19 protein-coding genes are annotated in these 23,949 nt (G+C 41.8%); 18 read left to right on the forward strand and 1 reads right to left on the reverse strand.

Annotated features, from left to right (window positions below; genetic code table 11):
* Window positions 1–36: 36 nt before the first annotated feature.
* From HMPREF9331_RS10465 to HMPREF9331_RS10525, 13 genes are all read left to right on the forward strand, one after another.
* Window positions 37–1,884, forward strand: a complete 1,848-nt coding sequence (locus tag HMPREF9331_RS10465; protein ID WP_016420913.1) for a site-specific DNA-methyltransferase — start codon at window positions 37–39, stop codon at window positions 1,882–1,884.
* Window positions 1,885–1,887: 3 nt separating this feature from the next.
* Window positions 1,888–4,944 carry a type III restriction-modification system endonuclease gene (locus HMPREF9331_RS10470; RefSeq protein WP_016420914.1) on the forward strand — a complete coding sequence of 1,019 codons (3,057 nt, stop codon included), beginning with the start codon at window positions 1,888–1,890 and terminating at the stop codon, window positions 4,942–4,944.
* Between the two features lie 52 nt (window positions 4,945–4,996).
* Entirely contained in the window at window positions 4,997–5,521 is a 525-nt protein-coding gene (locus HMPREF9331_RS10475) for a DUF1877 family protein (RefSeq protein WP_016420915.1), read from the forward strand.
* A gap of 82 nt (window positions 5,522–5,603) precedes the next feature.
* The gene (leuS, locus tag HMPREF9331_RS10480; RefSeq protein WP_016420916.1) at window positions 5,604–8,441 is read left to right on the forward strand and encodes a leucine--tRNA ligase; all 2,838 of its coding nucleotides are present in this window, start codon (window positions 5,604–5,606) and stop codon (window positions 8,439–8,441) included.
* Window positions 8,442–8,551: 110 nt separating this feature from the next.
* Window positions 8,552–9,172, forward strand: coding sequence for a hypothetical protein (locus HMPREF9331_RS10485; protein WP_211212268.1), 621 nt, complete (start codon window positions 8,552–8,554; stop codon window positions 9,170–9,172).
* An 87-nt stretch (window positions 9,173–9,259) separates the two neighbouring features.
* Window positions 9,260–10,078: a DUF2262 domain-containing protein gene (locus HMPREF9331_RS10490; protein ID WP_016420918.1), complete on the forward strand. Its 819-nt coding sequence runs from the start codon at window positions 9,260–9,262 to the stop codon at window positions 10,076–10,078.
* Window positions 10,079–10,107: 29 nt separating this feature from the next.
* Window positions 10,108–10,767: a hypothetical protein gene (locus HMPREF9331_RS10495; RefSeq protein WP_016420919.1), complete on the forward strand. Its 660-nt coding sequence runs from the start codon at window positions 10,108–10,110 to the stop codon at window positions 10,765–10,767.
* A gap of 11 nt (window positions 10,768–10,778) precedes the next feature.
* Complete coding sequence (locus HMPREF9331_RS10500) at window positions 10,779–11,465, forward strand: hypothetical protein (protein ID WP_016420920.1); 687 nt, start codon at window positions 10,779–10,781, stop codon at window positions 11,463–11,465.
* A gap of 15 nt (window positions 11,466–11,480) precedes the next feature.
* Entirely contained in the window at window positions 11,481–12,176 is a 696-nt protein-coding gene (locus HMPREF9331_RS10505; protein WP_016420921.1) for a hypothetical protein, read from the forward strand.
* A 14-nt stretch (window positions 12,177–12,190) separates the two neighbouring features.
* Window positions 12,191–12,700, forward strand: coding sequence for an STM3941 family protein (locus HMPREF9331_RS10510; protein WP_016420922.1), 510 nt, complete (start codon window positions 12,191–12,193; stop codon window positions 12,698–12,700).
* Window positions 12,701–13,510: 810 nt separating this feature from the next.
* On the forward strand, window positions 13,511–14,206 hold the full coding sequence (locus HMPREF9331_RS13550) for a hypothetical protein (RefSeq protein ID WP_016420923.1): 696 nt from the start codon (window positions 13,511–13,513) through the stop codon (window positions 14,204–14,206).
* Complete coding sequence (locus HMPREF9331_RS10520; protein WP_016420924.1) at window positions 14,206–14,883, forward strand: hypothetical protein; 678 nt, start codon at window positions 14,206–14,208, stop codon at window positions 14,881–14,883. The genes HMPREF9331_RS13550 and HMPREF9331_RS10520 overlap by 1 nt, the downstream gene beginning before the upstream one ends.
* Entirely contained in the window at window positions 14,880–15,914 is a 1,035-nt protein-coding gene (locus HMPREF9331_RS10525) for a threonine aldolase family protein (protein ID WP_016420925.1), read from the forward strand. Before HMPREF9331_RS10520 ends, HMPREF9331_RS10525 begins: the two co-directional genes overlap by 4 nt.
* On the opposite strand, the gene HMPREF9331_RS10530 is transcribed toward HMPREF9331_RS10525, so the two are convergent.
* Entirely contained in the window at window positions 15,904–17,214 is a 1,311-nt protein-coding gene (locus HMPREF9331_RS10530; protein WP_016420926.1) for a DUF389 domain-containing protein, read from the reverse strand. The genes HMPREF9331_RS10525 and HMPREF9331_RS10530 overlap by 11 nt on opposite strands.
* 163 nt (window positions 17,215–17,377) lie before the next feature.
* Between HMPREF9331_RS10530 and HMPREF9331_RS10535 the strand changes: the two genes are divergently transcribed.
* From HMPREF9331_RS10535 to fusA, 5 genes are all read left to right on the forward strand, one after another.
* Window positions 17,378–17,974 (forward strand): hypothetical protein, encoded by a 597-nt coding sequence (locus HMPREF9331_RS10535; protein ID WP_016420927.1) that lies wholly within the window; start codon window positions 17,378–17,380, stop codon window positions 17,972–17,974.
* 27 nt (window positions 17,975–18,001) lie between these two features.
* Window positions 18,002–20,398 (forward strand): Lcl C-terminal domain-containing protein, encoded by a 2,397-nt coding sequence (locus tag HMPREF9331_RS10540; protein ID WP_016420928.1) that lies wholly within the window; start codon window positions 18,002–18,004, stop codon window positions 20,396–20,398.
* A 495-nt stretch (window positions 20,399–20,893) separates the two neighbouring features.
* A complete protein-coding gene (gene rpsL, locus HMPREF9331_RS10545) occupies window positions 20,894–21,307 on the forward strand; it encodes a 30S ribosomal protein S12 (RefSeq protein ID WP_002666477.1) in 414 nt (137 codons plus the stop codon).
* Between the two features lie 27 nt (window positions 21,308–21,334).
* A complete protein-coding gene (rpsG, locus tag HMPREF9331_RS10550) occupies window positions 21,335–21,811 on the forward strand; it encodes a 30S ribosomal protein S7 (RefSeq protein WP_009642347.1) in 477 nt (158 codons plus the stop codon).
* Window positions 21,812–21,824: 13 nt separating this feature from the next.
* On the forward strand, window positions 21,825–23,945 hold the full coding sequence (gene fusA / locus HMPREF9331_RS10555; RefSeq protein ID WP_016420929.1) for an elongation factor G: 2,121 nt from the start codon (window positions 21,825–21,827) through the stop codon (window positions 23,943–23,945).
* The last annotated feature ends 4 nt before the right edge of the window (window positions 23,946–23,949 follow it).

Below are 23,949 nucleotides of genomic sequence, written 5' to 3' on the forward strand. Positions count from 1 at the left end.
GAAAATTTGTGTTTAAATTATTCAGGAAAAACCATCATGAAACCTACCCAATTGGATACCCAGACCCCAGAGAGGAAGATATACTACCTTGAGCAGCTCCGCCAGCTCTTCCCCACTTGTATGACTGAAACCCAAAACCAACAAGGGCAATGGCAACAAGTGGTAGATTGGGACGCTCTCAAACAACTCTTAGGTGATGCCGTTGCCGATAGTACCGATGAGCGTTACCAGTTCACTTGGGCAGGCAAGCAGGCTGCACGCCTGGAGGCTAATGAGGCTACTGACCAAACCCTCCGTCCTGTCCCTGAAGACTCTATAGACTGGGATACCACTGAAAACCTCTATATAGAGGGCGACAATCTGCAAGTGCTCAAGCTCTTGCAACAAGCTTATATGGGCAAGGTTAAGATGATCTATATAGACCCGCCTTATAACACCGGTAGTGACTTTGTGTACAAAGATGATTTTGCCCGCTCCAGAGCCGAAGAAGACCTTGCCACAGGCGATATAGATGAGCAAGGTAACCGTTACCGTCCTAATAACCGCAGCAATGGTCGCTTTCACTCCGATTGGTGCTCGATGATCTATCCACGCCTACTGGTTGCTCGCTCCCTGCTGAGCGAGGATGGGGTGATTTTTATCTCTATTGACGACAACGAGGTACACAACCTAAGGAAAATAGGTGATGAGGTATTTGGGGAAGAGAATTTTGTAGGAGAACTCATACATCAGAGAGCTAAGGGAGGCGGACAAGCAAAATATATAGTCAAAGGGCACGACTACATACTGGTATATGCTTACAACATAAGCTGTATTTCCTTGGTAAGAAAGAAAGTTATCCAGCAAAAAACAGTGGAAATAGACGGTGAGCTTTTCATAAAAAATGATGATATACTCAGAAAAACCTTTGGCAAATATGATAAGAGTAACGGAGATAGGCGTTGTTTCTACGAACAAATAGAGCAATACAAAGGAATAGAAAAGAAGCAAGAGATAGATAGACTCCTTGAGGAAGGTGCGCTCTTTTTAGAGCTTAACAAAGAAGGCATGCACACTATTTGCCGATATGAAAAAGTTTCAGAGGCTACCTCTAAGCTATATACTATTATCAAGGTACTTTCGGAGGAAGGAAAAAAAGAATTGGAGGCCTTGGGGATTTCTTTCTTTTCTTATCCAAAGCCTGTGGAATTACTCAAGCAGCTAGTAGAAGCTGGTTCGGATAAGAACTCTCTTATCCTCGACTTTTTCTCAGGTTCTGCCACTACCGCTCATGCCGTGATGCAGCTCAATGCAGAAGATGGCGGCAGGCGCAAGTACATCTGTGTACAGCTTGGGGAGCCTACCCCTAAGGACAGTGAAGCACGCAAGGCGGGCTATACCTCTATACCTGAAATAGCCAAAGAACGCATACGCCGGGCGGGAAAAAAAATAAAGGAGGAAAATCTCACTTCCCAGCTTGATACAGGATTCCGTGTGTTGCGCTTGGATAGTAGCAACTTTAGTGAGGTAGAGCGTCACCCTAGCGAGTATGACCAAGGGCTGTTAGACCTCTTTGCCACTAATATCAAGGAAGACCGCAGCGACCTTGACCTGCTCTTTGGGGCAATGCTCAGTTGGGGGATACCTCTGTCACTGCCTATCTCTACAGAGGAGATAGATGGTTGCCGTGTATACAACGTAAACGAGGGAGACCTGGTAGCCTGCTTTGCCGAACACATAAGCGAGGCAGTGGTAAAGGCTATGGCTAGCAAGGTGAGTCTTAGGGTACTCTTCCGTGATAGCTGTTTTAGTGAGGACAAACACAAAATCAATCTCTTTGAGATTTTCAAACAACAGCTCGGCTGGGACGAAAAAGAAGCTATGGACAAAATCAGAGTCATATAAGCTATGAAGTTACAATTCAAACACCAACAATTCCAGACAGATGCCGCTCAAAAGGTAATTGATGCCTTTGCAGGACAGCCCTACTACAATAAGGCAGAGTATATTATGAATATGGGTTTACGCTCTGGTGATATTCCATTTACGCAAATAGGCTTTGGCAATAATCCCTTGGTTCTTAACTCCCACGAGATAGCCTCCAATATACGCTCACTACAAATGCTACAGGATATAAAGCCTATTGATGCATTGGAAGGCGAGGGGGTACAGTTGACTATAGAGATGGAAACAGGGACAGGCAAGACCTATACCTATATCAAAACCATGTACGAACTCAATAGGCAGTATGGCTGGAGTAAGTTTATCATAATAGTACCAAGTATTGCCATTCGTGAAGGCGTACAGAAGAGTTTTCAGGTGATGAGTGACCACTTTGCAGCCGAGTATGAGGGCAAGCGTATACAGCACTTTATCTATAACTCCAAACAGCTCTCCAAAATACAAGCCTTTGCCGATGATGATAAGCTGCATGTGATGATTATCAACACCCAAGCCTTCAACAGTTCTTTTAATGAAACAAACAAAAGAAATGAGACAGCACGTATCATCTTTTCCAAACGCGATGATTTTGGTAGTAGGCGCCCTATTGATGTTTTGGCCAAGACAAACCCTATTGTGATTATTGATGAGCCTCAGCGTGCCTCAGGAACCGCTACGATCAAGGCTATCAGTCAGTTCAATCCGCTGTTTGTCTTGCGCTACTCGGCTACCCACCGCCAGGTGCTCAATATGGTCTACCGCCTAGATGCTATCGATGCCTATAACCAACACTTAGTCAAGAAGATAGAAGTAAAAGGGATTCACCAGCAGGGCAGTACAGCCACCTATGGCTATGTATATCTGGAAGAGATCCTCATAGGCAAAGGTAATCCCCAAGCACGCTTGCATTTTGATATGGGTACTACCTCTGGCACCAAGCAAGTAAATCGTTTGGTAGGGGAGGGGTTTAATCTCTATGAGCAAAGTGGGCACTTGCAGGAGTATAAGAATCATTTTGTGGTAGAAAGTATAGACGGCCGCAAAGGGACGGTTCGCTTTCTCAATGGGATAGAACTCCACCAGGGCGAGGCAGTAGGCAAGATAAGCGAGGCGGTGATGCGTCGTACCCAAATACGTGAGACGATTAAGAGCCATATAGAGCGCGAAAGACGGCTCTTTGCCAAAGGAATCAAAGTACTGAGTTTGTTTTTTATAGACCATGTAGACAATTATCGCATTTATGAAGGAAGTAGCTCAAGCAAGGGGAGTTATGCCCAAATGTTCGAAGAGGAATACACTCATGTGATAGAAGAACTCCAGCCTACACTCTTTGATGATACAGCCTACTTGGATTACCTCAAGAAGTCTCATGCTCAAGAGGTGCATAATGGCTATTTTTCAAGGGATAAGCAGGGAAACTTCATTGATTCGAAAGAGAAAAAAGGCGAGGGCGGCAGTGATGACCAGAGTGCTTACGACCTGATTATGAAGGATAAGGAACGACTGCTGAGCTTTGAGGAGCCTACCCGCTTTATCTTTTCGCACTCTACCCTGCGTGAGGGCTGGGACAACCCCAATGTGTTCCAGATCTGTTTTCTCAAAGAAGGAAATAGCCAGATGAGCAAGCGCCAAGAGGTAGGCCGTGGGATGCGCCTATGTGTGGATAAGCATGGGGTACGCCAAGATGCCGAGCTATTGGGCAAGGAAGGCGTGTTCGATATCAATATTCTTACCGTGATTGCCAGTGAGAGCTACCAGCAGTTCTCCCAACAACTACAAAAGGAAATTGCAGACGATCTGCACAGTCGCCCGATGAAGGTAACCCCAAGGCTCTTTGTAGGGCATACTTATACCGATGAGAATGGCAGCCAAGTAACTATAAGTGAAGACCATGCCCGAAAGATTTACAACCAACTTATCAAGCGAGATTATGTAAATGATGATGGCCAGCTAACCCCTGCTTACTATACTGCCAAAGCGGAAGGAACTCTTGATTTTGGGCAGGAACTAGAGCCGATAAGGCAAGGGATTATTGATACTTTGGATAAGATACTAAGCCCCGATAGTATCAAAATTGATGATGCCCGCAGACCTAAAGAAGCTATTTTTCAGGAAGAACATTTTAAGCGTGATGAATTTCAAAAATTGTGGAAGCAGATCAGTATCAAGACTTTCTATAAGGTAGATTTTGAGACTGATGAACTGATAGCTAAGGCAATTAAGGCTATAGATGAGAGACTGACGGTCACCAAAATACGAATGGTAGTGGAACAAGGCACCATGGATAAGATAGAGAGCAAAGAAGCCCTACAGCAAGGTGCTGCCATGAAGCTTACTAAAGTAGAAAACCTCAAAGTCTATGAGGGAGTAGGGGGCAGTGTAACCTATGACCTCATAGGCAAGTTAGTAGAGGCTACTGGGCTTACAAGACGTACCATAGTAGCCATACTCAAGGGGATACGCCCTGATACTTTCCATCAGTTTAAGCTCAATCCAGAGGAGTTTATTCGCAGGGTAGTCCATATCATCAATGATGAAAAGGCTATGGCGGTAGTACAGAAGATAGTGTATGAGAAGACCGATGATACATATACCATGGACATTTTCACCGAATCAACCCTGCGAGGCAAGCTGGGGATCAATGCCATAGAAAGCCACAAGTCACTCTATGACCTTGTAGTAGTGGATAGTGAGGGGGTAGAAAAGAGCTTTGCTACCGAATTAGAGCAGCAAGACGAGGTAGTGGTCTATACCAAGCTCCCCCGTGGGTTCTATATCAACACCCCTATGGGACACTACAATCCCGACTGGGCGATCGTCTTCAGGGAAGGGAGCGTAAATCATATCTATTTTGTAGCTGAGACCAAAGGGAATGATTGGCAGCGCTCACAACTTCGTGGAGCAGAAGAAGCCAAAATAGAATGTGCAGCACGCCATTTTAAAGCCCTTAGCCAAGGAGAGAAAGGCATTTGCTATGGAGTAGTAAAAGATTATAAGACCCTATTGGATAAGGTGATGAAGTAATAGGATTATGTGACACATAAAAAACAAGAGTAAATCAATTAAATTCAGAAATATGGAAAATAAAGTAAAATTTGTACGTTTGCCCAAAACTGAACTTGAAAAGTATCTAAATGATCCTTATCAATTTAAATTAGACTATGACGATTTCTTCGCTCCTAGTAATAGAAAAAATATCTTAATAGTAGATTTTTGGGAAGATATAGAGTTTCTATTGGATCTAATGAACTTAAAAGAAGAAAAAGAAGAGGATGATGGATATCACTATGCTGAGAAGAAGACTATTAAAAAGTTATTTTTTAGTGGAGAGGACATCCATTGGGATATGTATTATTACTATCTGAAGCCTGAAGAAGTAAAAAAGATCGCACGCATGATTATTAACCTGACAAAGAATGATTTTGAGGAAGTTTTTGGTCTATGTTTTCTCAAATGTAGGGAATATTATCCTCCATTAGAAGATGGTAGTGATGATGAAGTAGGTATTTTCAATGATTTAATAAAAAATTTTGAAGAACTTCAGCGTTTCTATGCTTTTGCAGTAGTAAACGAAGAAGGGATGATTACCTTTAGGATATAAAATACGAGAGAGATGATTGGCAATTTGACAAATTATCACTATCTTTGTACCCTAATACCTAACATCTAATACCTAAATATCTATGACCTATAATCACAAAGAAATAGAAGCCTATTGGCAGGCTTATTGGGCAGAGCACCAAACCTATAAGTCAGTAAACGACTTTAGCAAACCCAAGTATTATGTACTTGATATGTTTCCTTACCCTTCTGGGGCGGGCTTACACGTAGGACACCCGCTGGGCTATATAGCCAGTGACATTGTGGCACGCTATAAGCGCCACCAAGGCTTCAATGTATTGCATCCCCAAGGGTACGACAGCTTTGGCCTACCTGCTGAGCAGTACGCCATCCAGACAGGGCAACACCCTGCCCTGACCACGGCACAGAATATTGCTCGCTATCGGGAGCAGTTGGACAAGATAGGTTTTTCGTTTGACTGGAGCCGTGAGGTGAAGACCTCCGACCCCGCCTACTATCGCCATACCCAGTGGATATTTATTCAACTCTTCAATTCGTGGTATAACCGTGCTACCGACAAGGCAGAACCTATAGAGACCCTCATTGCCCTCTTTGAGAAAGGCGGTAATGCAGGGGTTGATGCTCCTTGCGATGACGATACCCCAACCTTTACCGCCGAGCAGTGGAAAGCCTTTTCTGAGGCCGAGAAGCAGCGTATTTTACTCAAGTACCGTTTGACTTACTTAGCTGAAACTGAAGTGAATTGGTGTCCTGCCTTGGGTACCGTCTTGGCCAATGACGAGGTAGTCAATGGCGTCTCCGAACGTGGAGGTCACCCTGTGATTCGCAAGAAGATGACCCAGTGGAGCATGCGTATTACCGCTTATGCTGACCGACTTTTGCAGGGATTAGACACCATAGACTGGAGTGAGAGTATCAAGGAAAGCCAACGCAACTGGATAGGGAAGTCAGTAGGAGCCTCTATCGACTTTGTGCTCGCCGGAGGCGAGCACAAAGTCGAGGTCTTCACTACCCGCCCCGATACCCTCTTCGGCGTTACTTACCTTACACTTGCCCCTGAGCACCCCTTAGTATTGCAAATTACTACTGAGGAACAACGCGCTGAGGTAGAAGCCTACATCGCTGCTACTGCCAAACGTTCAGAGCGTGATCGTATGGCCGATACCAAGACCGTATCGGGTGCCTTTACGGGTGCTTATGCGGTGCACCCACTCACAGCAAAGAGGGTGCCTATCTGGATAGGAGACTATGTACTGGCCAGCTATGGTACAGGAGCTGTGATGGCCGTACCTGCGGGGGACGAACGCGATCATGCCTTTGCCAAACACTTTAAAGGAGCAAAGGGCATGCCTGAGATGATTAATATATTTGACAAGGATATTTCAGAAAACGCCTTTACTGAAAAAGAGGGCATGACCTACCAAAACTCTGATTTATTGGACGGTTGTACCAGCTTCAAGGAGGCTTTTGATAAGGTTTTGGCCGCTTTAGAAGCTAAGGGAGCAGGCAAAGCAAAAGTGAATTACCGCCTTCGTGATGCGGTCTTCTCCCGTCAGCGCTATTGGGGCGAACCTTTCCCAGTGTATTATAAAGATGGTTTGCCACAGATGATTGAGCAGCAGTATCTTCCTATACTTCTGCCTGAAGTAGAGAAATACCTCCCTACCGAAGAGGGTAATCCCCCATTGGGCAATGCTACCACTTGGGCATGGGATACGGCCAATCATAAGATAGTGAGCAACGAACTTATTGATAACCAAACCATATTCCCATTAGAGCTTAACACCATGCCAGGTTGGGCAGGCTCTTCGTGGTATTGGTTGGAGTATATGATGGAGAAAGGCGACCGTGCCCTCTTCCCTACCAAAGCCGTAACTGACTATTGGCAGAATGTAGATCTCTATGTAGGAGGTAGCGAACACGCTACAGGACACCTTTTGTACTCACGTTTTTGGAATAAGTTCCTTAAGGATAGAGGTTTTGTTCCTACTGAAGAGCCTTTCAAAAAACTGATCAATCAAGGAATGATATTAGGGATGAGTGCTTTTGTCTATCGCTTAGAAGGCACCAATACCTTTGTCTCTAAAGGCCAGATTAAAGACCAGAACGTCCAACCTATTCATGTGGATATTTCTTTGCTAAAAGACACTTCTGATGAGTTGGATATTGAGAAGTTCAAGGCATGGCGCAAAGAGTTTGCCGATGCGGAGTTTATCTTAGAGGAAGATGGCAAATATATCACAGGGCGCGAGGTAGAAAAGATGTCCAAATCCAAATACAATGTAGTAAATCCTGATGATATTTGTGAGCAATATGGAGCAGACACTTTACGCCTCTACGAAATGTTCTTAGGCCCCTTGGAACAAGCCAAACCTTGGAACACGGCAGGTATTTCGGGTGTGTACAATTTCTTGCGCAAGCTATGGCGCTTGTATTTCTCAGACAGCAGCTGGCAAGTAACCGATGAAACCCCAACGGCTGAGATGCTTAAAGCGCTACATAAGACCATTAAGAAAGTCAATGAGGATATACAGAGCTTCTCGTTCAATACCTCTGTGAGTCAGTTTATGATCTGTGTCAATGAACTATCTGCTCTCAAGTGTCACCACAAGGCTATTTTGGAACCCGTGGCCATACTGATAGCTCCTTTTGCCCCTCATATAGCGGAGGAACTTTGGAAACACTTGGGGCATACCCAGAGTATCACTTATGCACCTTATCCTACTCATGATGACCAATATTTGCAGGAAGAGAGCAAGGAATACCCTGTATCGTTCAATGGCAAAGTACGCTTCAAGCGTGCTTTCCCTACCGATATGCCAATTGCTGAGATAGAGAAGGCCATCCTTGCTGACCCTCAAACGGCAGAACAACTGCAAGGCAAAGCTCCTAAAAAGGTTATTGTAGTGCCTAATAGGATTATCAACGTAGTGAGTTAGCCATGTCACAATCAACCATTTTTTGGTTTGTTTTCTTTTCTATTGGAGGAGTTGTCTTTTATATAGTAAAACGCTATTTAGAAGGTACTAAAAACACTTTTGAAAAGCGTTTGGATTCTTATATGCCAAAATCAGCTCTTCCTTTAGAGAGAGAAACTTACTTAGAAAAGCGCAAGCGTTTTGTACGTTGCATTCTTGGAGTAATAATAGGGGTCTTTATAGTTGTATCCTTCCTATTTGTGGTATTGTGTATAGACTTTAATGTCTTTCAGCAAGAAAATACAGAGAGATACCATATACTCTCTGTTTTGCTCTTGTATGCCGTTATTTCATTTTTGCCTTACTTGGGTATACTTTTCTATTGGTTATACTTTATGGCTAATAAAACTACCTGTGCTCAGCAAATGCTTTTAGAACAAATGAGTGACGAAGATTTTCAGTGTTTCAATGAGATAAGAAGGATCAATATATTTCAAAATTATACCCCTCCTTTTGTAGTGTGCAAAGGAAAATTGTATCTTTTTAAGTTTTTACATATTATTGAAATACCTATTGCTACAATTAGAAATATCAGCATTCGTCCTTTGCTTATTGAAAAATTATACCCAAGAAAATATAATGGGGGGGATAGGGTTGTTATCACACATACCAAGAAAACCTATATCTATATGAATACAAATTTCTATTTGTATCTAACAACTCTTTTATATAAATATCAGCTTAAAACATAATACAAAACCTTTCTTCACTACCAAAAAACGCATGGCAGTGCGTAATAGAATTAACTAACATAGCAAGTTATAAATTGTTATAATAAAATGAATCCAGAAATTGTACAAAAATTCTCTGATAAGTTCCTCCCCGAAGAAAAGGAAATCATAGCTCTTATAGAAACACGTACTGATGGAGCAAGTTATTATCAGGGAGCTTGGGTACCTTCTAATGACCCTTTGGCTTATATAGATGTAGCTACTAATGAGCTTTTTTATAAAAACGCTCGCATAGAATGGCTAGTACCCGATAATAATTGGAAATATTTCTTTGAGGCACAAAAGGCTTTCCGCCTAAAAGTACGTCCTCAAAAACCTGGAAATGCTGCTGAAGTTTTTCAGCACACATTTATGCTGGTTGAAATATTAGAGGAAGACGTAATAGAGCCTCGTTTTGAGGCTATCTTAGAAGAATACAATACAGAGGTAACCTATGAAGACGATGATTTTTCACTGGAGTTAAATAAAATATATGGGCATTTTGAAGGAGGAATGCATTATGAAGAGGTAGAAGAGGGTCTTTCACTAAATGTTCATACCAATGGTATTGAAAAACTAAAAGAACTTCTAAATCTTTTTAGGCAAACAGCCCTTGTCAAATTCAAAGTGTGGATAGAACAGCTCAAAGCCTTTGCTGCAGGAAAGCTCACTGATTTAGCTAACAAATGGCAAAAAGGAGAAGATGCTACTGCCCCTGAGATTACCCCCGAACGCTTTGCTGAGCGTATGTGTATAACAGAGTTAGTTTTATTTGACAATAAGCGTTTCTGCATCTATTTTGATGATGACGATATGTTCTGGGGGCACGCTATTACGGTGTATGGCAACCTTAGCGGCCAGCTGGAAGATGCTACTATTGAAGGATAAAGATAAATCCTAATTTTTTTCATTCAACTATGAATACCACAATCATTCTCGTTTTAGCTCTTGTATGTATTTCTGTATATTTCATTGTCCAGTACAAAAGTAATTTCGAAAAACGCTTAGCCTATCATACTCCCCGCCTCCTCACCCCCGAACGACAGGAATATATTAGAGGAGCAAAGCGATATATCAAAAAAGTGAGCCTAATCATAGGCTTATTTATGGGCATTCCCTTAATGATTATGTGTGCGTTTCTGCTACCTGATGTAGGTGTTCCTATGATTTTTCTTCTTATAATTTTTCTAATGGTAATAGAGTGTTTGGGCATTTATTTACTATATTGTTTTTTTAAACGAAATATTAAAAACCAGCAAGCACTTTTAGAACAGATGAATGATAGCGATTTTCAGGTGTTGCTATGTGTACAAAAAGAATTATACTTATTCAAATACTTTCCTCCTTTTATACTTTGTAAGGATAAGCTGTATTTATTTACTTTCCTTACCGTTCAAGAGATAAATCCTGAGAAGATAAAAAAAGTAAGTCTTGTTTATCTTAGGGCAGGAGATGTAACTGTACATATCAAATCCACAAAATCTACTTCAATTGCGATGCATAGGAATGTATATTCTATTTTGGTGGAGATTATCAAGAGATATAGTCCTGATGCTCAAGTAGAAATGTTAAAGTAAAGCATTAAATTATGGACATAATTTACATTATCTGGTTTGCACCCTTATTTCTTTTTCTCTTTGCGCTTTTCTACTTTATAGTAGTGCGCAAAAATGAGTTTGAAAAACGCCTCGATATTTTTTACCCTTACCGCCAGCTATCGCAAAAACGGGAAGCCTATATGCAGAAGGTTAGTAAATATAACCATATAATGTTCGCCCTATTTTTACTGCCTTTCTTCATTTTAGTCTATGTATTGTTCAAAGAAAACTATCAAGAAATAAGCAAAGCTAATACTTCATTTTCTAATGAGAACCTGATGATATTACTAGCTACTTTACTGCCCCTTTTCGTGTGTTATTATATCATTTTTTATATACAGAAACGCAGTAAAAAAGCCAAACACATGCTTTTAGAACAAATGAGCGATACCGATTTCGAACGGCTCCTCAAATTAAGAGACAATTTATCTTTTCCCTACAAATATGACCCACCTTTTGTGTTGTGTAACAATCACTTATATATTTTTCTTTTTCATACAATTAAAGAAATTGACCCTACCCAAATCATCTCAGTAAAATGGTATAGTAATAGACATAGGCTTATAGTACGCATTAGAGACCCTAAAGTTACCGTCCTTAGTATATCTAAAAGTGCATTGCCTATCTTTTTGCAAATCGTTGAACAGTATACAAAACTCAAATTATTAACTGACTAAAAAAAAATAAATAATATGGACTCATTTTATATTATTTGTTCTGCACCTTTTTTTCTTCTCACCCTTGTCTTTTTGTACTTTACAGTAGTGCGCAAAAATGCCTTTGAAGAGCGCTTAGCTCTCTTCCGCCCTACCTGCCAGCTCTCCCAAAAACGGGACGCCTATAGGCAGCAAGTACGCAAATACAGCAAGTACGCAAATATCATACTCTTAGTGATTTTATACCTCCCTCTATGTGCTTTTATAGCAATATTGCTCAAAGAAGGATATGAGGAAACAGGAAAACTGTATATATCAATCTATGATGATATAAAAATGGTCCTACTAACTGTCTATGTGCCTGTTTTGTTACTGCATTACCTTCTCTTCTATGTAATAAAGCGCAATGAAAAAGCCCAGCATATGCTTTTAGAACAAATGAGCGATGATGATTTTGAGCTCCTTCTCAAGGTTAAAGATAGTTTGTCGTTCACAAGCAAATATAATCCGCCATTTGTGCTTTGCAACGATAAGTTGTACATTTTTATTTTCTTTGCTATCAAAGAAATTGACCCTACCCAAATAACCGATCTAGATTGGAGCTATCGTAGAAATGGTATTTTTATAGAATTCAAAGCTCCTGAAAAAATAATATTTACCCTACCTAAAAAAGTACTCCCTCATTTCTTGCAAATCATTGAACAATATACAGATCAAGAATTTTATTATTAACTAAATACAAAAAAATGAATCACACAATTATCCCGTTTAGCAAAAAGAAAATGCTTAAACTCACAGGCTTATATATCCTTATAATGCTTGGTATTGCTGCTATTATTGTCTTTATCCTATCAGCTGATAGAATAAGTTTATACTATCTAGCGCTGTTTGTAGTCCTTTTTATAATAGGAACTTATCTTTTTTATAAACACATACAAGAATTATGGCGGTCGAACAAGAAGAACGAAGGGCTTATCCTCACCCCCGAGTACCTCAAAAGCAATGTGAATTCTCTAGGTAAATGGGTAGGTGAAATCCCTTGGAGCGAAATAGCTGCTATAGGAAAAGTAGATTACTATGGACAACACATCCATATCAAACTCAAACACCCTGAAAACTACTTGAGCAAAATCAAAAGTAAAGAAATAAGGAATGGGTTTGAAGGAATTCACATTAACGATAGCGAACTCGAAATCACTTTTGAGGAATTAGAAAAGCTTATCAAGGAGTATTTCGCTAAATACGGCGATTCTTAGCAAAATATAGCATCTAGTTTATGCTCCTTATACCCAAATGCAATTGTACTATCAATAGCAGATAGAGAATACTCAGTGACAAATAAGCAAATATTTGAGATTGGAATATCTGACATACAAGATGAAAATTATTTGCAAAAACAATTTGGTATTGAAGCAAATTTAGTAGCACCATGATTTTGGGTTTCTTATGAGCTCCCTATATCTCGAAGATTTTTAACTGACATCTATGGTGGATTTGGTATGCCAATAGCAAAGGGTTGGGGAAGCATAGCAATAATGATGGTCATATAAAACCTTATACTCGCATTGGGATAAAATATTATTACAATAGAGACAATCGTGTGAGAAAAGGCAAAGAAATAAATAATAACAGAGAAAATTTCGTAGGATTCCAAAACAAAGTAATGTATGGAGTAGTCACAGATGATTCCACAGTCCTATAAAATGAAATAGATTGGGGAGTGCAAACTGAAATTGCTAAAAATTCTTTACAATAATTGAATCAAATTTTTAGTAATTAACTGATTTTAAATTACTTAAAAGTAAGAGATAATTTTTATTTTTCATACAATTAAAGAAATTGACCCCACCCAAATCATTTCAGTAAAATGGCATAGTACTAAACATGGGTTTTTAGTACGTATTAAAGATCCTAAAGCTAAAGTTACCGTTTTTAGTATATCTAAAAGTGCCTTACCTCTCTTTTTACAGATTGTAGAACAATATACAAAACTCAAATTCAATTATTAACTAGACAGAAAAACCAAGAAATTATCCTATTTAAACAATATCTCAATTATAGTAACTATGGACAAGTTTTACGTTATTTGCTCTGTGCCCTTATTACTTTATGTCCTTATTTTTTTGTATTTTACAAGAGTCCGTAAGAATGCCTTTGAAGAGCGATTAGCCCTTTTTCGACCTACTCGGCATCTCTCACAAAGGCGTGAAGCTTATATGCAAGGGATGCACAAATACCACAAGTATGCTACTATTATGCTTTTGGTGATACTTTCTTTTCCTTTGATAGTTCTAATTTTGTCAATGTTTGAAGGAGACTATGAGAAAATAAGCAAAGTATATATGGCTATTCCTAATGACATGAAGATGATTATACTGCTTGTTTTTGTGCCTATTGTTATGGTATATTACCTCATCAATTATGTATTGAAGCGCAATGAGAAAGCCCAACGTATGCTTTTGGAACAAATGAGTGATGACGATTTTGACCTGCTCCTGAAAGTAAAAGATAGTTTGCCATTTATCAGTAAATATAGTCCGCCGTTTGTATTGTGTAACAATCAGTTGTACATTTTTCTTTTCTATGCTATTAGAGAAATTGACCCTGCTCAAATAACCGAAATAAATTGGAGTACAGGTAGGGGTGGTATTTTTGTACAATTTAAAGTTCCTAAAAAAATAACCCTTGGTCTATCTCGGGAAGGATTTTATTATTTTAAAGCTATTATTGAAAAACATAATCCCGAATTAGTATTTTTATAATGGATATAGATATTTTCTTTTTGATAAGTGCTTTCCACTATACGCTAATGGGAGTGCTGCTCTACTTTGTAGCCTTCCGAAAGAATACCTTTGAACAGCGTGTAGCCCGTTATATACCTTATCATGCGATAAGTGATGAGCGTAAGCGCTATTTGGAGAAAGTAGAGAAGTATAAGCGCTATATCTGTAATGGTCTTGCTATTTTCTTTGGCCTTATATTTATAATCCCTCTTGGTTATCTTATTGCCTTAGATATTCTGAAAGGTTGGATGCTTATACAGGTAGCTTCTTGGGCATTGTCTCCTATTATATTTCTCTTTTGGGGCTATTACTTGCTAAGCGCTGTAGTGAAGAGAAATGCTAAAGCGCAACATCTGCTTTTGGAGGAGATGAGTGATAAGGATTTTGAGTATTTGCTCAAGGTACAGAAGAACTTATCTTGGCCAAGAAAATACTTTCCCTTTTTTATACTATGCAAAGATAAGCTGTATTTTCTTACTTTTTTCACTATCAGAGAGATAGACCCGAAGCAGGTAGAGAAAATACGTCTTTGGTACTCCAGAGGTAGTAATATGACAATTATGATGAAAACACCCAGATGGTTTATCACCAGTATAACCGAGAGGGTATATCCTTATTTGGAGGCAGTGATTAAAAAATATAACCCAAAAATATGAAAATCTCTTTTAAAAACGACTATTCAGAGGGTGCTCACCCTGCTATCTTGGAAGCACTCTTACAGACTAATAGGCAGCAACAACCTGGTTATGGGCTTGATGACTATAGCGAGCAAGCCAAAGCACTTATCAGGGAGCGTATTGGAAATCCTCAGGCTGAAATCTTCTTTGTCAGTGGGGGAACACAAGCCAACTTGTTGGTCTTGGGACATATATTGCGCCCTCATGAGAGTATCATCGCCTGCCAAAGCGCACATATAGCTGACCATGAGACAGGCGCCATAGAGGCGGTAGGGCACAAGATCCACTTGGCACCTTCGGACAATGGAAAACTCTCCCCTGAGCAGATCAGGGATTATGCTTCGCGCTATACCAATGTGCCTCATCAGGTACAACCTCGCTTGGTGTATATCACCCAGACTACCGAAATAGGAACGTTATATAGCTTGGCAGAGCTAAAAGCTATTTGGCAGTGCTGTCAGGAGTTGGGGCTGTTGCTCTATATGGACGGAGCACGCCTCGCTCAAGCACTTAGTGCCGAAGGGAATGATATTGGCTGGGAAGACCTCGCCCGTTATACTGATATTTTCTATATAGGAGCTACCAAATGTGGTGCACTCTTAGGGGAGGCGATTGTGTTCAACCAAGCAGCCTTGGCTGATTACTTTAGCTTTTATATCAAGCAGAAAGGTGCCTTGCTTGCCAAGGGAAGGCTACTGGGGTTACAATTTCTTACTCTTTTTCAGAACAACCTCTATGAGGAATTGGGGCGAGTGGCTAATACTCAGATGAAGCGTATCAATGAGGCCTTTGTAGCCAAAGGCATCGGCTTTCTCTCCGATACTTGTACCAATCAGTTGTTTCCTATACTTACACAGCGACAGATAGCACAACTTTCTGCTGATTTTGATTTCTATCTATGGCAAAAGGTAGATGCCGAGCATACGGCTATTAGGCTCATCACCTCGTGGGCAACGGAGGATAGCCAAGTGGAGGCGCTCCTTAGGGTTATAGAGGGGCTTACTCCTTGATAATCTTGATATGCCTGTCGGTAAACTTTTGAGCAAGCCATTGTTGGAGGCGTTCTATATCTACCTCTTTATCCACTTCCTTGCCCTTGACTTGTTCCCTGATAGGGGTATAGAGCATCAGAGTAGTGGTGGAAAGGCTATCAGAAGCAAAGCTATTTAAGCGACCAAACGAGAAATCCTTTATATTAGGGAAGAGGATCTTCACTTCCTTGGCAAAATCGATATCTTCTATTTTGTACTTTTCCAACTCCTCAGTAAGCTGTTTGATTTTTATGTCTTTGTTGGAGAGGGAAGCCTTATTTTTGTTGATTTCAGAGAGTATTTCCTGACTTATATCCGATTCTTTTTGGCGGATAATAAGCTCTGTATTGGAGATATTGAATTTTCTGAGGTTGTTTTGTAGGTTTTTCTCCTCTTCGTCGCTGAATTTCTTATCTAAGAAAGCCAATTCAATTGTTTTAGGAGAGGCATTGTAGCGGATACGTTTGTAGATGATTGTATAGCCATTGTTTTCAAACTCGGCGGTGATATAGTGGGCAACATTTTCATGGAAACGCTTTTCCTGAAAGAGGGTATAAGCTAAGTAAAGGCTGGGGGTGGTAATGAGTATCACCAAGGAAGTAATCACATAGCGCAGGCGTTGGTTGAGTTTTTCATTGCCTGTATTCTTAGGTGTATATTTCAGGGATTTGATAATCAGGAAAGTAGCGATTCCAATAAAGAAACAGTTGATGCTATAGAGGTAGAAAGCGCCTAAGAAATAGCTTAAATTACCTGTTGCCAAGCCGAAGCCCGCGGTACAGAGGGGAGGCATAAGGGCAGTGGCGATGGCTACCCCTGGGATAGGGTTCCCTTTTTCCTGTCGGGTAAGGGAGATGGCTCCTACCACACCGCCGAAGAAGGCAATCAGTACATCATAGATAGTGGGGGAGGTACGTGCCAGCAGTTCTGATTGGGCGTCCTTGAACGGGCTGATGTAGAAGTAAATAAAGGATACCAATAGGCTGACAAAAGTGGCTATCAGTAGGCTGCGTCCGGTCTTCTTAAGCAGATCGAAGTCATAGGTAGCTAAGGCAAATCCTGCTCCCACAATAGGACCCATAAGGGGAGAGATGAGCATAGCTCCGATAATTACTGCCGTAGAATTGACATTCAGTCCAATAGAGGCAATGAGAATGGCACAAGCCAGAATCCATAAGTTGGCTCCACGAAAGGAAATATTACTGATAATATCTTCTATTACTTTCTCTTTTTTTTCCTCTCCGTCGTGCAGATTTAAAAGATGTCTAAAGAAACTCATATCTTTATGTTTTAGAATTTTACAGCTGCAAAGATAGGAATTAATAAGCAAATAAGCAAATGAACTGATGAGCTAGTATAGGGTGTTAATTTTCGAAGTATTGTGATTTTTTTCAAAAGTTTTTTATACTTTTGTCGATACTATCTATAAAATTAGTGACGTGATGAAACTATATATTTTTACTTTATTGCTACTCAGCGTCTTACCTGCCCTTGCCCAGCAGCAGGACGCAGCTCAGGATAGGGAGGCTCGGCGTGCGGAGCGTGCAGCCTACTGGGGGCGGTTCTTCTCAGTGGGCTATGAGGGCGGTACTATTGCACCCTTTGGTATCCGAGGCGAATTGGGGGGAAGTGATAAGCGTATAGGCGCTTTTCTAAACTTCCGCTCCTCCCTTAGAAGGGCTTCCAAGTTGGAACAATATGCTCGCGAGGACTTTCCAGCCAACAAAACCGAGTTTGTAGGCGGAGCATCTCTAAGGCTGACTCATTGGGCTTATCTTAATGTAGGCGGAGGTATAGGCTGGCACCGCTATCCTTTTGTCAATGAATATGCCCACGAGCAGACTCTGGAGCGAAAGAGCTATATCCCTGGTTATTGGGGAGCTACCTTTCGCTTGAACAAACTCATCAATGTAGTGGGAGGTATGTCCTATATTGCCTTTACTGAGCGACTATACGCCCCCGAATATACTTTTGGAATTACGATAAACCTTAAACAGTGGTCAGTGATCAGTAGTCAGTGGTCAGCCACTAATCACTAACCACTAACGGCTAACAACTGAACAATTATGAAAAAATATCTATTATGTCTGCTTGTCTGTGTGGCTTGCAGCAAGGAAAACTATAACTTCAAGCAGGTATTTGCTCCTGCTTTCAAAGACCAAAAAGAAACAGAAGTAACCAAGAGTTCTGCTACCCTGAGTATCACTCTTGTACAGGATTATAATAGCATGGTCAGCAAAAGAGGGTTCTACTATGCCACTTCCAAGGAGGCCTTGGCCAATGTGGGAGAGCGTCGAGTAGCCACCGATCCCTCTTTCGGAACAGGAAGCTATACAGTACAGCTCAAGCACCTGATCCCCGAAACCACCTATTACTACCAAGCCTTTGCCACCAACGGACAGGGAACAGCCTTGGCAGATATACAATCATTTACCACCCTCAAGGGAACAGCTGCTACTGTCACCACACTGCAACCAGAGGTGCAGGACTACCAAATCACCTTCAAGGGAGCAATACCCGATACAGGGGGTTACCCTGTAACCGAATATGGTTTCTATTATTCTACAGTCAATCAACAACCCTCGCCTGCCGATGGGGTAGTGTCCAAAACAACCCCTTCTTATAGGAATGAGACCTTTTCCCTATCCGTACAGACCTTTGTAGCCAACACGCCCTATTATGTTCGCGCCTATGTGATGACCCAAAAGGGGAGGGCAGTGGGCGAGGTGCTTAAGTTCAACACCTCAAGGGAACAGCCTGCCTTAGGGGTAGAGATGGAGGCTCCTGCCAATGTCACCAATACCTCCGCCCTTGTCAAGGCCAAAGTAGCCCATATAGGCGGGGCAGCCACTTACCAGACAGGTTTTGTCTATAGTGATCGCCAGGATATGCCTTCCTTGGAGAATGGAGCTACCAAGGTATTAGGCACCAACACCTCCGAAAGGAAATTCTTCCACGAACTCACCGACCTTGCCCCAGCCAAGCGTTATTTCTTGCGTGCTTTTGTAACCAATGCCGCAGGTACTGTCTATAGTGAACAGTTGCTGCTGCATACGCTGCCTACTCAGGCGCCTGAAGGGGTACACTTTGTAACCTATAAGGACTTGCAACAGCATTCAGTCTCTCTCTATGCGACGGTTGGCTCAGCCTCCGATGGAGGAGTGGTTACCGAGCGTGGTTTTGTCTATGACACCTTCAGTGAACACCTCACCCAAGAGGCAGCCCAAGTGGTAATACTTCAGGGCGGAGTGGGCAATTTCTTTGCTACGGTACAGGGGCTAACCGCTCTTACACAGTACTATGTAAGAGCGTATGCCAAAAACCAATTGGGTATAGCCTATAGTGAGGAGGTAGCTACCTTTACTACCGAGGATATAGGTACACCCTCCGCTTTACAGATAATCTATGCGATTCCTTCGGTGAATGAGATAGCCCTTACGGCCTTGGTAAGGCAGGATGGGGGCGGTAGTATCTCCCGTCGTGGCTTTGTCTATAGCAGCAGTCAGTCTCAGCCCACTTTAAACGACCATTTGGTGGAGGTAGGCAGTGGCGAAGGTAACTTCTCGGCTACCCTAAGAGGACTTTCGGTGGATACACGCTATTATGTACGAGCTTTTGCGACCAATGAGCGAGGCACCTCCTATAGCGAACCTCTTACGCTCCATACCCAAAATGTCTCTTTGCCTGCACTCTCTTCCTTTGCACAAGGTGAGACCTTCTCTACTAAGGTAAAACTCACTGGGAATATCACCTCCAATGGGGGCGGTAAAATTCTCCAGTATGGTTTTGTTTATAGCCAACACCATACCAACCCTACTTTGGAAAACAATACCGGTCAGGTATCACTCAGCGGAAATATCTTGGGCAGTTTCCCTATGGAACTGACTCAGCTGGAACGCAATACGACCTATTATGTAGCTGCCTTTGCTACCAATGAACGTGGCACCACATACTCAGATCCTCAGTCGCTAACCACTCCTATGCTCAGTGTGGGCGATGTGTATCAGGGTGGTGTTGTGGCTTATCTCTTTACCCCTTCAGACGAAGGCTTTGTACCAGACCAGCTACATGGCTACCTGATTCCAGCAACGGCCGATCTGCCTGCGGAGGCTTATCCTTGGGGCTGTGGGCTATCACAAGAGAGTACCAGCGCTGCCTTTGGTACGGGTCGTGACAATACCGCACTGATAGCCAACGACTGTTCTGATACCTCCGCCAGCTACTATGTAAGGCATCATTTCCGTGCTATGGGCAAGGACGACTGGTTTATTCCCAGCATGATGGAGCTATCCCATATTGCACATAACCGAGAGGTACTGCAACTTCCCGCCGCCGAATACTGGAGTTCTACCCAAAAAGGGTATTATGAGGCCTATTATGTTTCTTTCACTCCCTCCGATGGCAGAGTACATGTAGGAGAGAAGAATAGCCCTAAAAAAGTATTGCCAATAAGAGTGTTTTAATTTGATAATTTGAATCAATAGTTAAAATATTATTTGCTAACTTTTTAAGACGCAATAAATTGCGTCTCTACCCTAACGCTGGCTAAGACAACTCCTGATGAGCGTAGTTATCCGTAGAGACGCAATTTATTGCGTTTTAACGAATAAGATTATACAGATATTTTTAACTATTGATTCGCATTGATAATTGAGGAATCAATTTTCTGACTTTAACGCAATAAGGTTGCAACCTCGGAAGGAGAAAGGTTGCAACCTCATAGGCTAATACTTTCATTACCCTGTTAATAACTTTTTTCAAGAAAATTTTTCTTTTTGAAGTATTTTGTATAGATAATATAAAACGCTGATAATCTTATAATTACACATTTTGTGAAGACGAAAAGTCGTAAGAATCACTGCGTTAGCAAGTAAGGGTTGTTGAAAATAAATGTCTTACGTTTTGTCAGTTAGTAAAAAGTTTGTATCTTTGCCCTCGCTTAAAAAAATATTTTATAAATGCCAACAATTTCACAATTAGTACGAAAAGGAAGAGCTAAAATAGCCAAGAAGAGTAAATCGGCTGCTTTGGATTCATGTCCCCAACGTCGTGGCGTATGTACACGTGTGTACACCACTACCCCTAAGAAACCGAACTCTGCAATGCGTAAAGTAGCGCGTGTTCGCTTAACTAATGGTAATGAGGTCAATGCGTATATCCCAGGAGAAGGACACAACCTCCAAGAGCACTCGATAGTATTGGTAAGAGGCGGAAGAGTAAAAGATTTACCAGGGGTACGTTACCACATCGTACGTGGTGCACTGGATACTGCTGGGGTAAATGGAAGAACCCAAAGACGCTCTAAGTATGGAGCCAAACGCCCTAAACCAGGACAAGCTGCTGCAGCACCAGCAAAAGGAAAGAAAAAGTAAATTTTTAAAACCGTCTAAAACAACCAAATGAGAAAGAGACAAGCTAAAAAAAGACCTCTTTTACCAGATGCAAAGTATAATGACCAATTGGTTACGCGCTTTGTAAATAACCTGATGTGGGATGGTAAAAAGTCAGTGGCTTTTAAGATTTTCTATGATGCAATTGATATCGTAGAACAAAAGAAGAATAATGATGAGAAAACAGCCTTGGAAGTGTGGAAAGATGCCCTCTCCAATGTGATGCCTCATGTGGAAGTACGCTCTCGCCGTGTAGGAGGTGCTACTTTCCAAATCCCTATGCAAATCCGTCCAGACCGTAAAGTGTCTATGGCTATGAAATGGCTTATCGGATATGCGCGCAAGAGAAATGAAAAATCTATGGCGCAAAAATTGGCAGGAGAAATCCTCTCCGCAGCTAAAGAAGAAGGGGCTGCTGTTAAGAAAAAAATGGATACACATAAGATGGCAGAGGCCAACAAGGCATTCTCCCACTTTAGATTTTAATTTGTGAGGTAGTATGAGTAGAGATTTAAAATATACAAGAAATATTGGTATCGCAGCACACATTGATGCTGGTAAGACTACTACCACTGAGCGTATCCTTTTCTATACAGGTAAAACGCATAAAATAGGGGAAGTACACGATGGAGCTTCTACCATGGACTGGATGGAGCAAGAGGCAGAACGTGGGATCACAATCCAATCGGCTGCTACTACATGTAAGTGGAACTTCCCAACTGAAAATGGAAAACCTACTGCTGATGCACAGGAATACCATTTCAACATTATAGATACCCCAGGCCACGTGGATTTCACCGTGGAAGTGAACCGCTCCCTCCGTGTATTGGACGGGTTGGTGTTCCTCTTCTCTGCCGTTGATGGGGTAGAACCTCAGTCTGAAACCAACTGGCGCCTTGCCGATAACTACAAAGTGCCTCGTATGGGCTTTGTGAACAAGATGGACAGACAAGGTTCTGACTTCCTTAAAGTATGCCAACAAGTGAAGGACATGCTCAAATCCAATGCAGTGCCTATCGTATTGCCTATCGGTGAAGAAGCTGACTTCAAAGGGGTAGTTGACCTTATCAAAAACCGCGCTATCGTATGGCATGACGAAACACAAGGGGCTACTTTTGACGTAGTAGATATCCCTGAAGATATGAAAGCCGATGTAGCTAAGTACCGTGCACAACTCATCGAGGAAGTAGCCGGTTACGACGAAGGCCTTTTGGAAAAATTCATGGAAGATGAGGACTCTATCTCCGAAGAAGAAATCCACAAAGCGCTCCGTGCTGCCGTAATGGACATGGCTATTATTCCAATGACCTGCGGTTCGTCTTTCAAAAACAAAGGAGTACAGTTCATGCTCGACGCAGTATGCCGCTACTTACCTTCTCCATTGGATAAGGAAGCTATCGAAGGAACTAACCCTGATACTGGGGAACCAGCACTTCGTAAGCCAGCTGTAGATGCACCTTTCGCTGCGTTGGCCTTTAAGATTGCAACAGACCCTTATGTAGGTCGCTTGGCATTCTTCCGCGTATATTCTGGACACTTGGATGCAGGTTCTTACGTGCTTAATACACGTTCCGAAAGCAAAGAACGTATCTCTCGTATCTACCAAATGCATGCTAACAAGCAGAACCCTATCGAATACATTGAAGCAGGAGATATCGGAGCTGCGGTAGGTTTCAAGGATATCAAAACAGGGGATACCCTTTGTGATGAAAAATATCCTATCGTACTAGAAAGTATGGTGTTCCCAGATCCAGTGATTGGTATTGCTGTAGAGCCTAAGACTAAGGCTGACGTAGATAAACTCGGTATGGCCTTGGCTAAACTCGCCGAAGAAGACCCTACCTTCCAAGTAAAAACAGACCAAGCCTCTGGACAGACTATCATCTCTGGTATGGGTGAGCTTCACTTGGATATCATCGTAGACCGTCTCAAACGCGAGTTTAAGGTAGAAGTAAACCAAGGAGAACCACAAGTAGAGTACAAGGAAGCCATTACAGGTAAGGCTGACCACCGTGAAGTGTACAAGAAACAAACAGGGGGTCGTGGTAAGTTCGCCGATATCGTCTTTACTATGGAACCTGCTGAAGAAGGAAAAGCTGGTTTGGAATTCATCAACGAAATCAAGGGAGGTAACATTCCGAAAGAGTATATCCCTTCTATAGAAAAAGGATTCAAAGAAGCGATGAAGAACGGGCCTTTGGCTGGATTTGAAATGGATGCGATGAAGATTACCCTTAAGGATGGTTCTTTCCACCCTGTGGATTCCGACTCCTTGTCATTTGAATTGGCTGCTAAGTTGGGTTACAAGGAAGCCGCTCGTGCTGCCAAAGCCGTACTTATGGAGCCTATCATGAAGCTAGAGGTAATCACTCCAGAAGAGAACATGGGGGACATCGTAGGAGACCTTAACCGTCGTCGTGGTCAGGTAAATGACATGGGCGACAGAAATGGCGCTAAGGTAATCAAAGCCAATGTACCACTTTCTGAAATGTTCGGTTATGTAACAACTCTTAGAACCCTTTCTTCAGGTCGTGCAACTTCTACTATGGAGTTCTCACACTATGCAGAAACACCTTCTAACATCTCAGAAGAAGTGATTAAAAAAGCAAGAGGTAATTAATTTG

This window comes from Capnocytophaga granulosa ATCC 51502, from assembly GCF_000411115.1.
GTDB lineage: Bacteria > Bacteroidota > Bacteroidia > Flavobacteriales > Flavobacteriaceae > Capnocytophaga > Capnocytophaga granulosa.

Bases quoted from the DNA above. Each gene is read 5' to 3' on its own strand.
- HMPREF9331_RS10465 (WP_016420913.1), top strand. From the start codon at position 37: ATGAAACCTACCCAATTGGATACCCAGACCCCAGAGAGGAAGATATAC.
- HMPREF9331_RS10470 (WP_016420914.1), top strand. From the start codon at position 1,888: ATGAAGTTACAATTCAAACACCAACAATTCCAGACAGATGCCGCTCAA.
- HMPREF9331_RS10475 (WP_016420915.1), top strand. From the start codon at position 4,997: ATGGAAAATAAAGTAAAATTTGTACGTTTGCCCAAAACTGAACTTGAA.
- leuS (WP_016420916.1), top strand. From the start codon at position 5,604: ATGACCTATAATCACAAAGAAATAGAAGCCTATTGGCAGGCTTATTGG.
- HMPREF9331_RS10490 (WP_016420918.1), top strand. From the start codon at position 9,260: ATGAATCCAGAAATTGTACAAAAATTCTCTGATAAGTTCCTCCCCGAA.
- HMPREF9331_RS10495 (WP_016420919.1), top strand. From the start codon at position 10,108: ATGAATACCACAATCATTCTCGTTTTAGCTCTTGTATGTATTTCTGTA.
- HMPREF9331_RS10500 (WP_016420920.1), top strand. From the start codon at position 10,779: ATGGACATAATTTACATTATCTGGTTTGCACCCTTATTTCTTTTTCTC.
- HMPREF9331_RS10505 (WP_016420921.1), top strand. From the start codon at position 11,481: ATGGACTCATTTTATATTATTTGTTCTGCACCTTTTTTTCTTCTCACC.
- HMPREF9331_RS10510 (WP_016420922.1), top strand. From the start codon at position 12,191: ATGAATCACACAATTATCCCGTTTAGCAAAAAGAAAATGCTTAAACTC.
- HMPREF9331_RS13550 (WP_016420923.1), top strand. From the start codon at position 13,511: ATGGACAAGTTTTACGTTATTTGCTCTGTGCCCTTATTACTTTATGTC.
- HMPREF9331_RS10520 (WP_016420924.1), top strand. From the start codon at position 14,206: ATGGATATAGATATTTTCTTTTTGATAAGTGCTTTCCACTATACGCTA.
- HMPREF9331_RS10525 (WP_016420925.1), top strand. From the start codon at position 14,880: ATGAAAATCTCTTTTAAAAACGACTATTCAGAGGGTGCTCACCCTGCT.
- HMPREF9331_RS10530 (WP_016420926.1), bottom strand. From the start codon at position 17,214: ATGAGTTTCTTTAGACATCTTTTAAATCTGCACGACGGAGAGGAAAAA.
- HMPREF9331_RS10535 (WP_016420927.1), top strand. From the start codon at position 17,378: ATGAAACTATATATTTTTACTTTATTGCTACTCAGCGTCTTACCTGCC.
- HMPREF9331_RS10540 (WP_016420928.1), top strand. From the start codon at position 18,002: ATGAAAAAATATCTATTATGTCTGCTTGTCTGTGTGGCTTGCAGCAAG.
- rpsL (WP_002666477.1), top strand. From the start codon at position 20,894: ATGCCAACAATTTCACAATTAGTACGAAAAGGAAGAGCTAAAATAGCC.
- rpsG (WP_009642347.1), top strand. From the start codon at position 21,335: ATGAGAAAGAGACAAGCTAAAAAAAGACCTCTTTTACCAGATGCAAAG.
- fusA (WP_016420929.1), top strand. From the start codon at position 21,825: ATGAGTAGAGATTTAAAATATACAAGAAATATTGGTATCGCAGCACAC.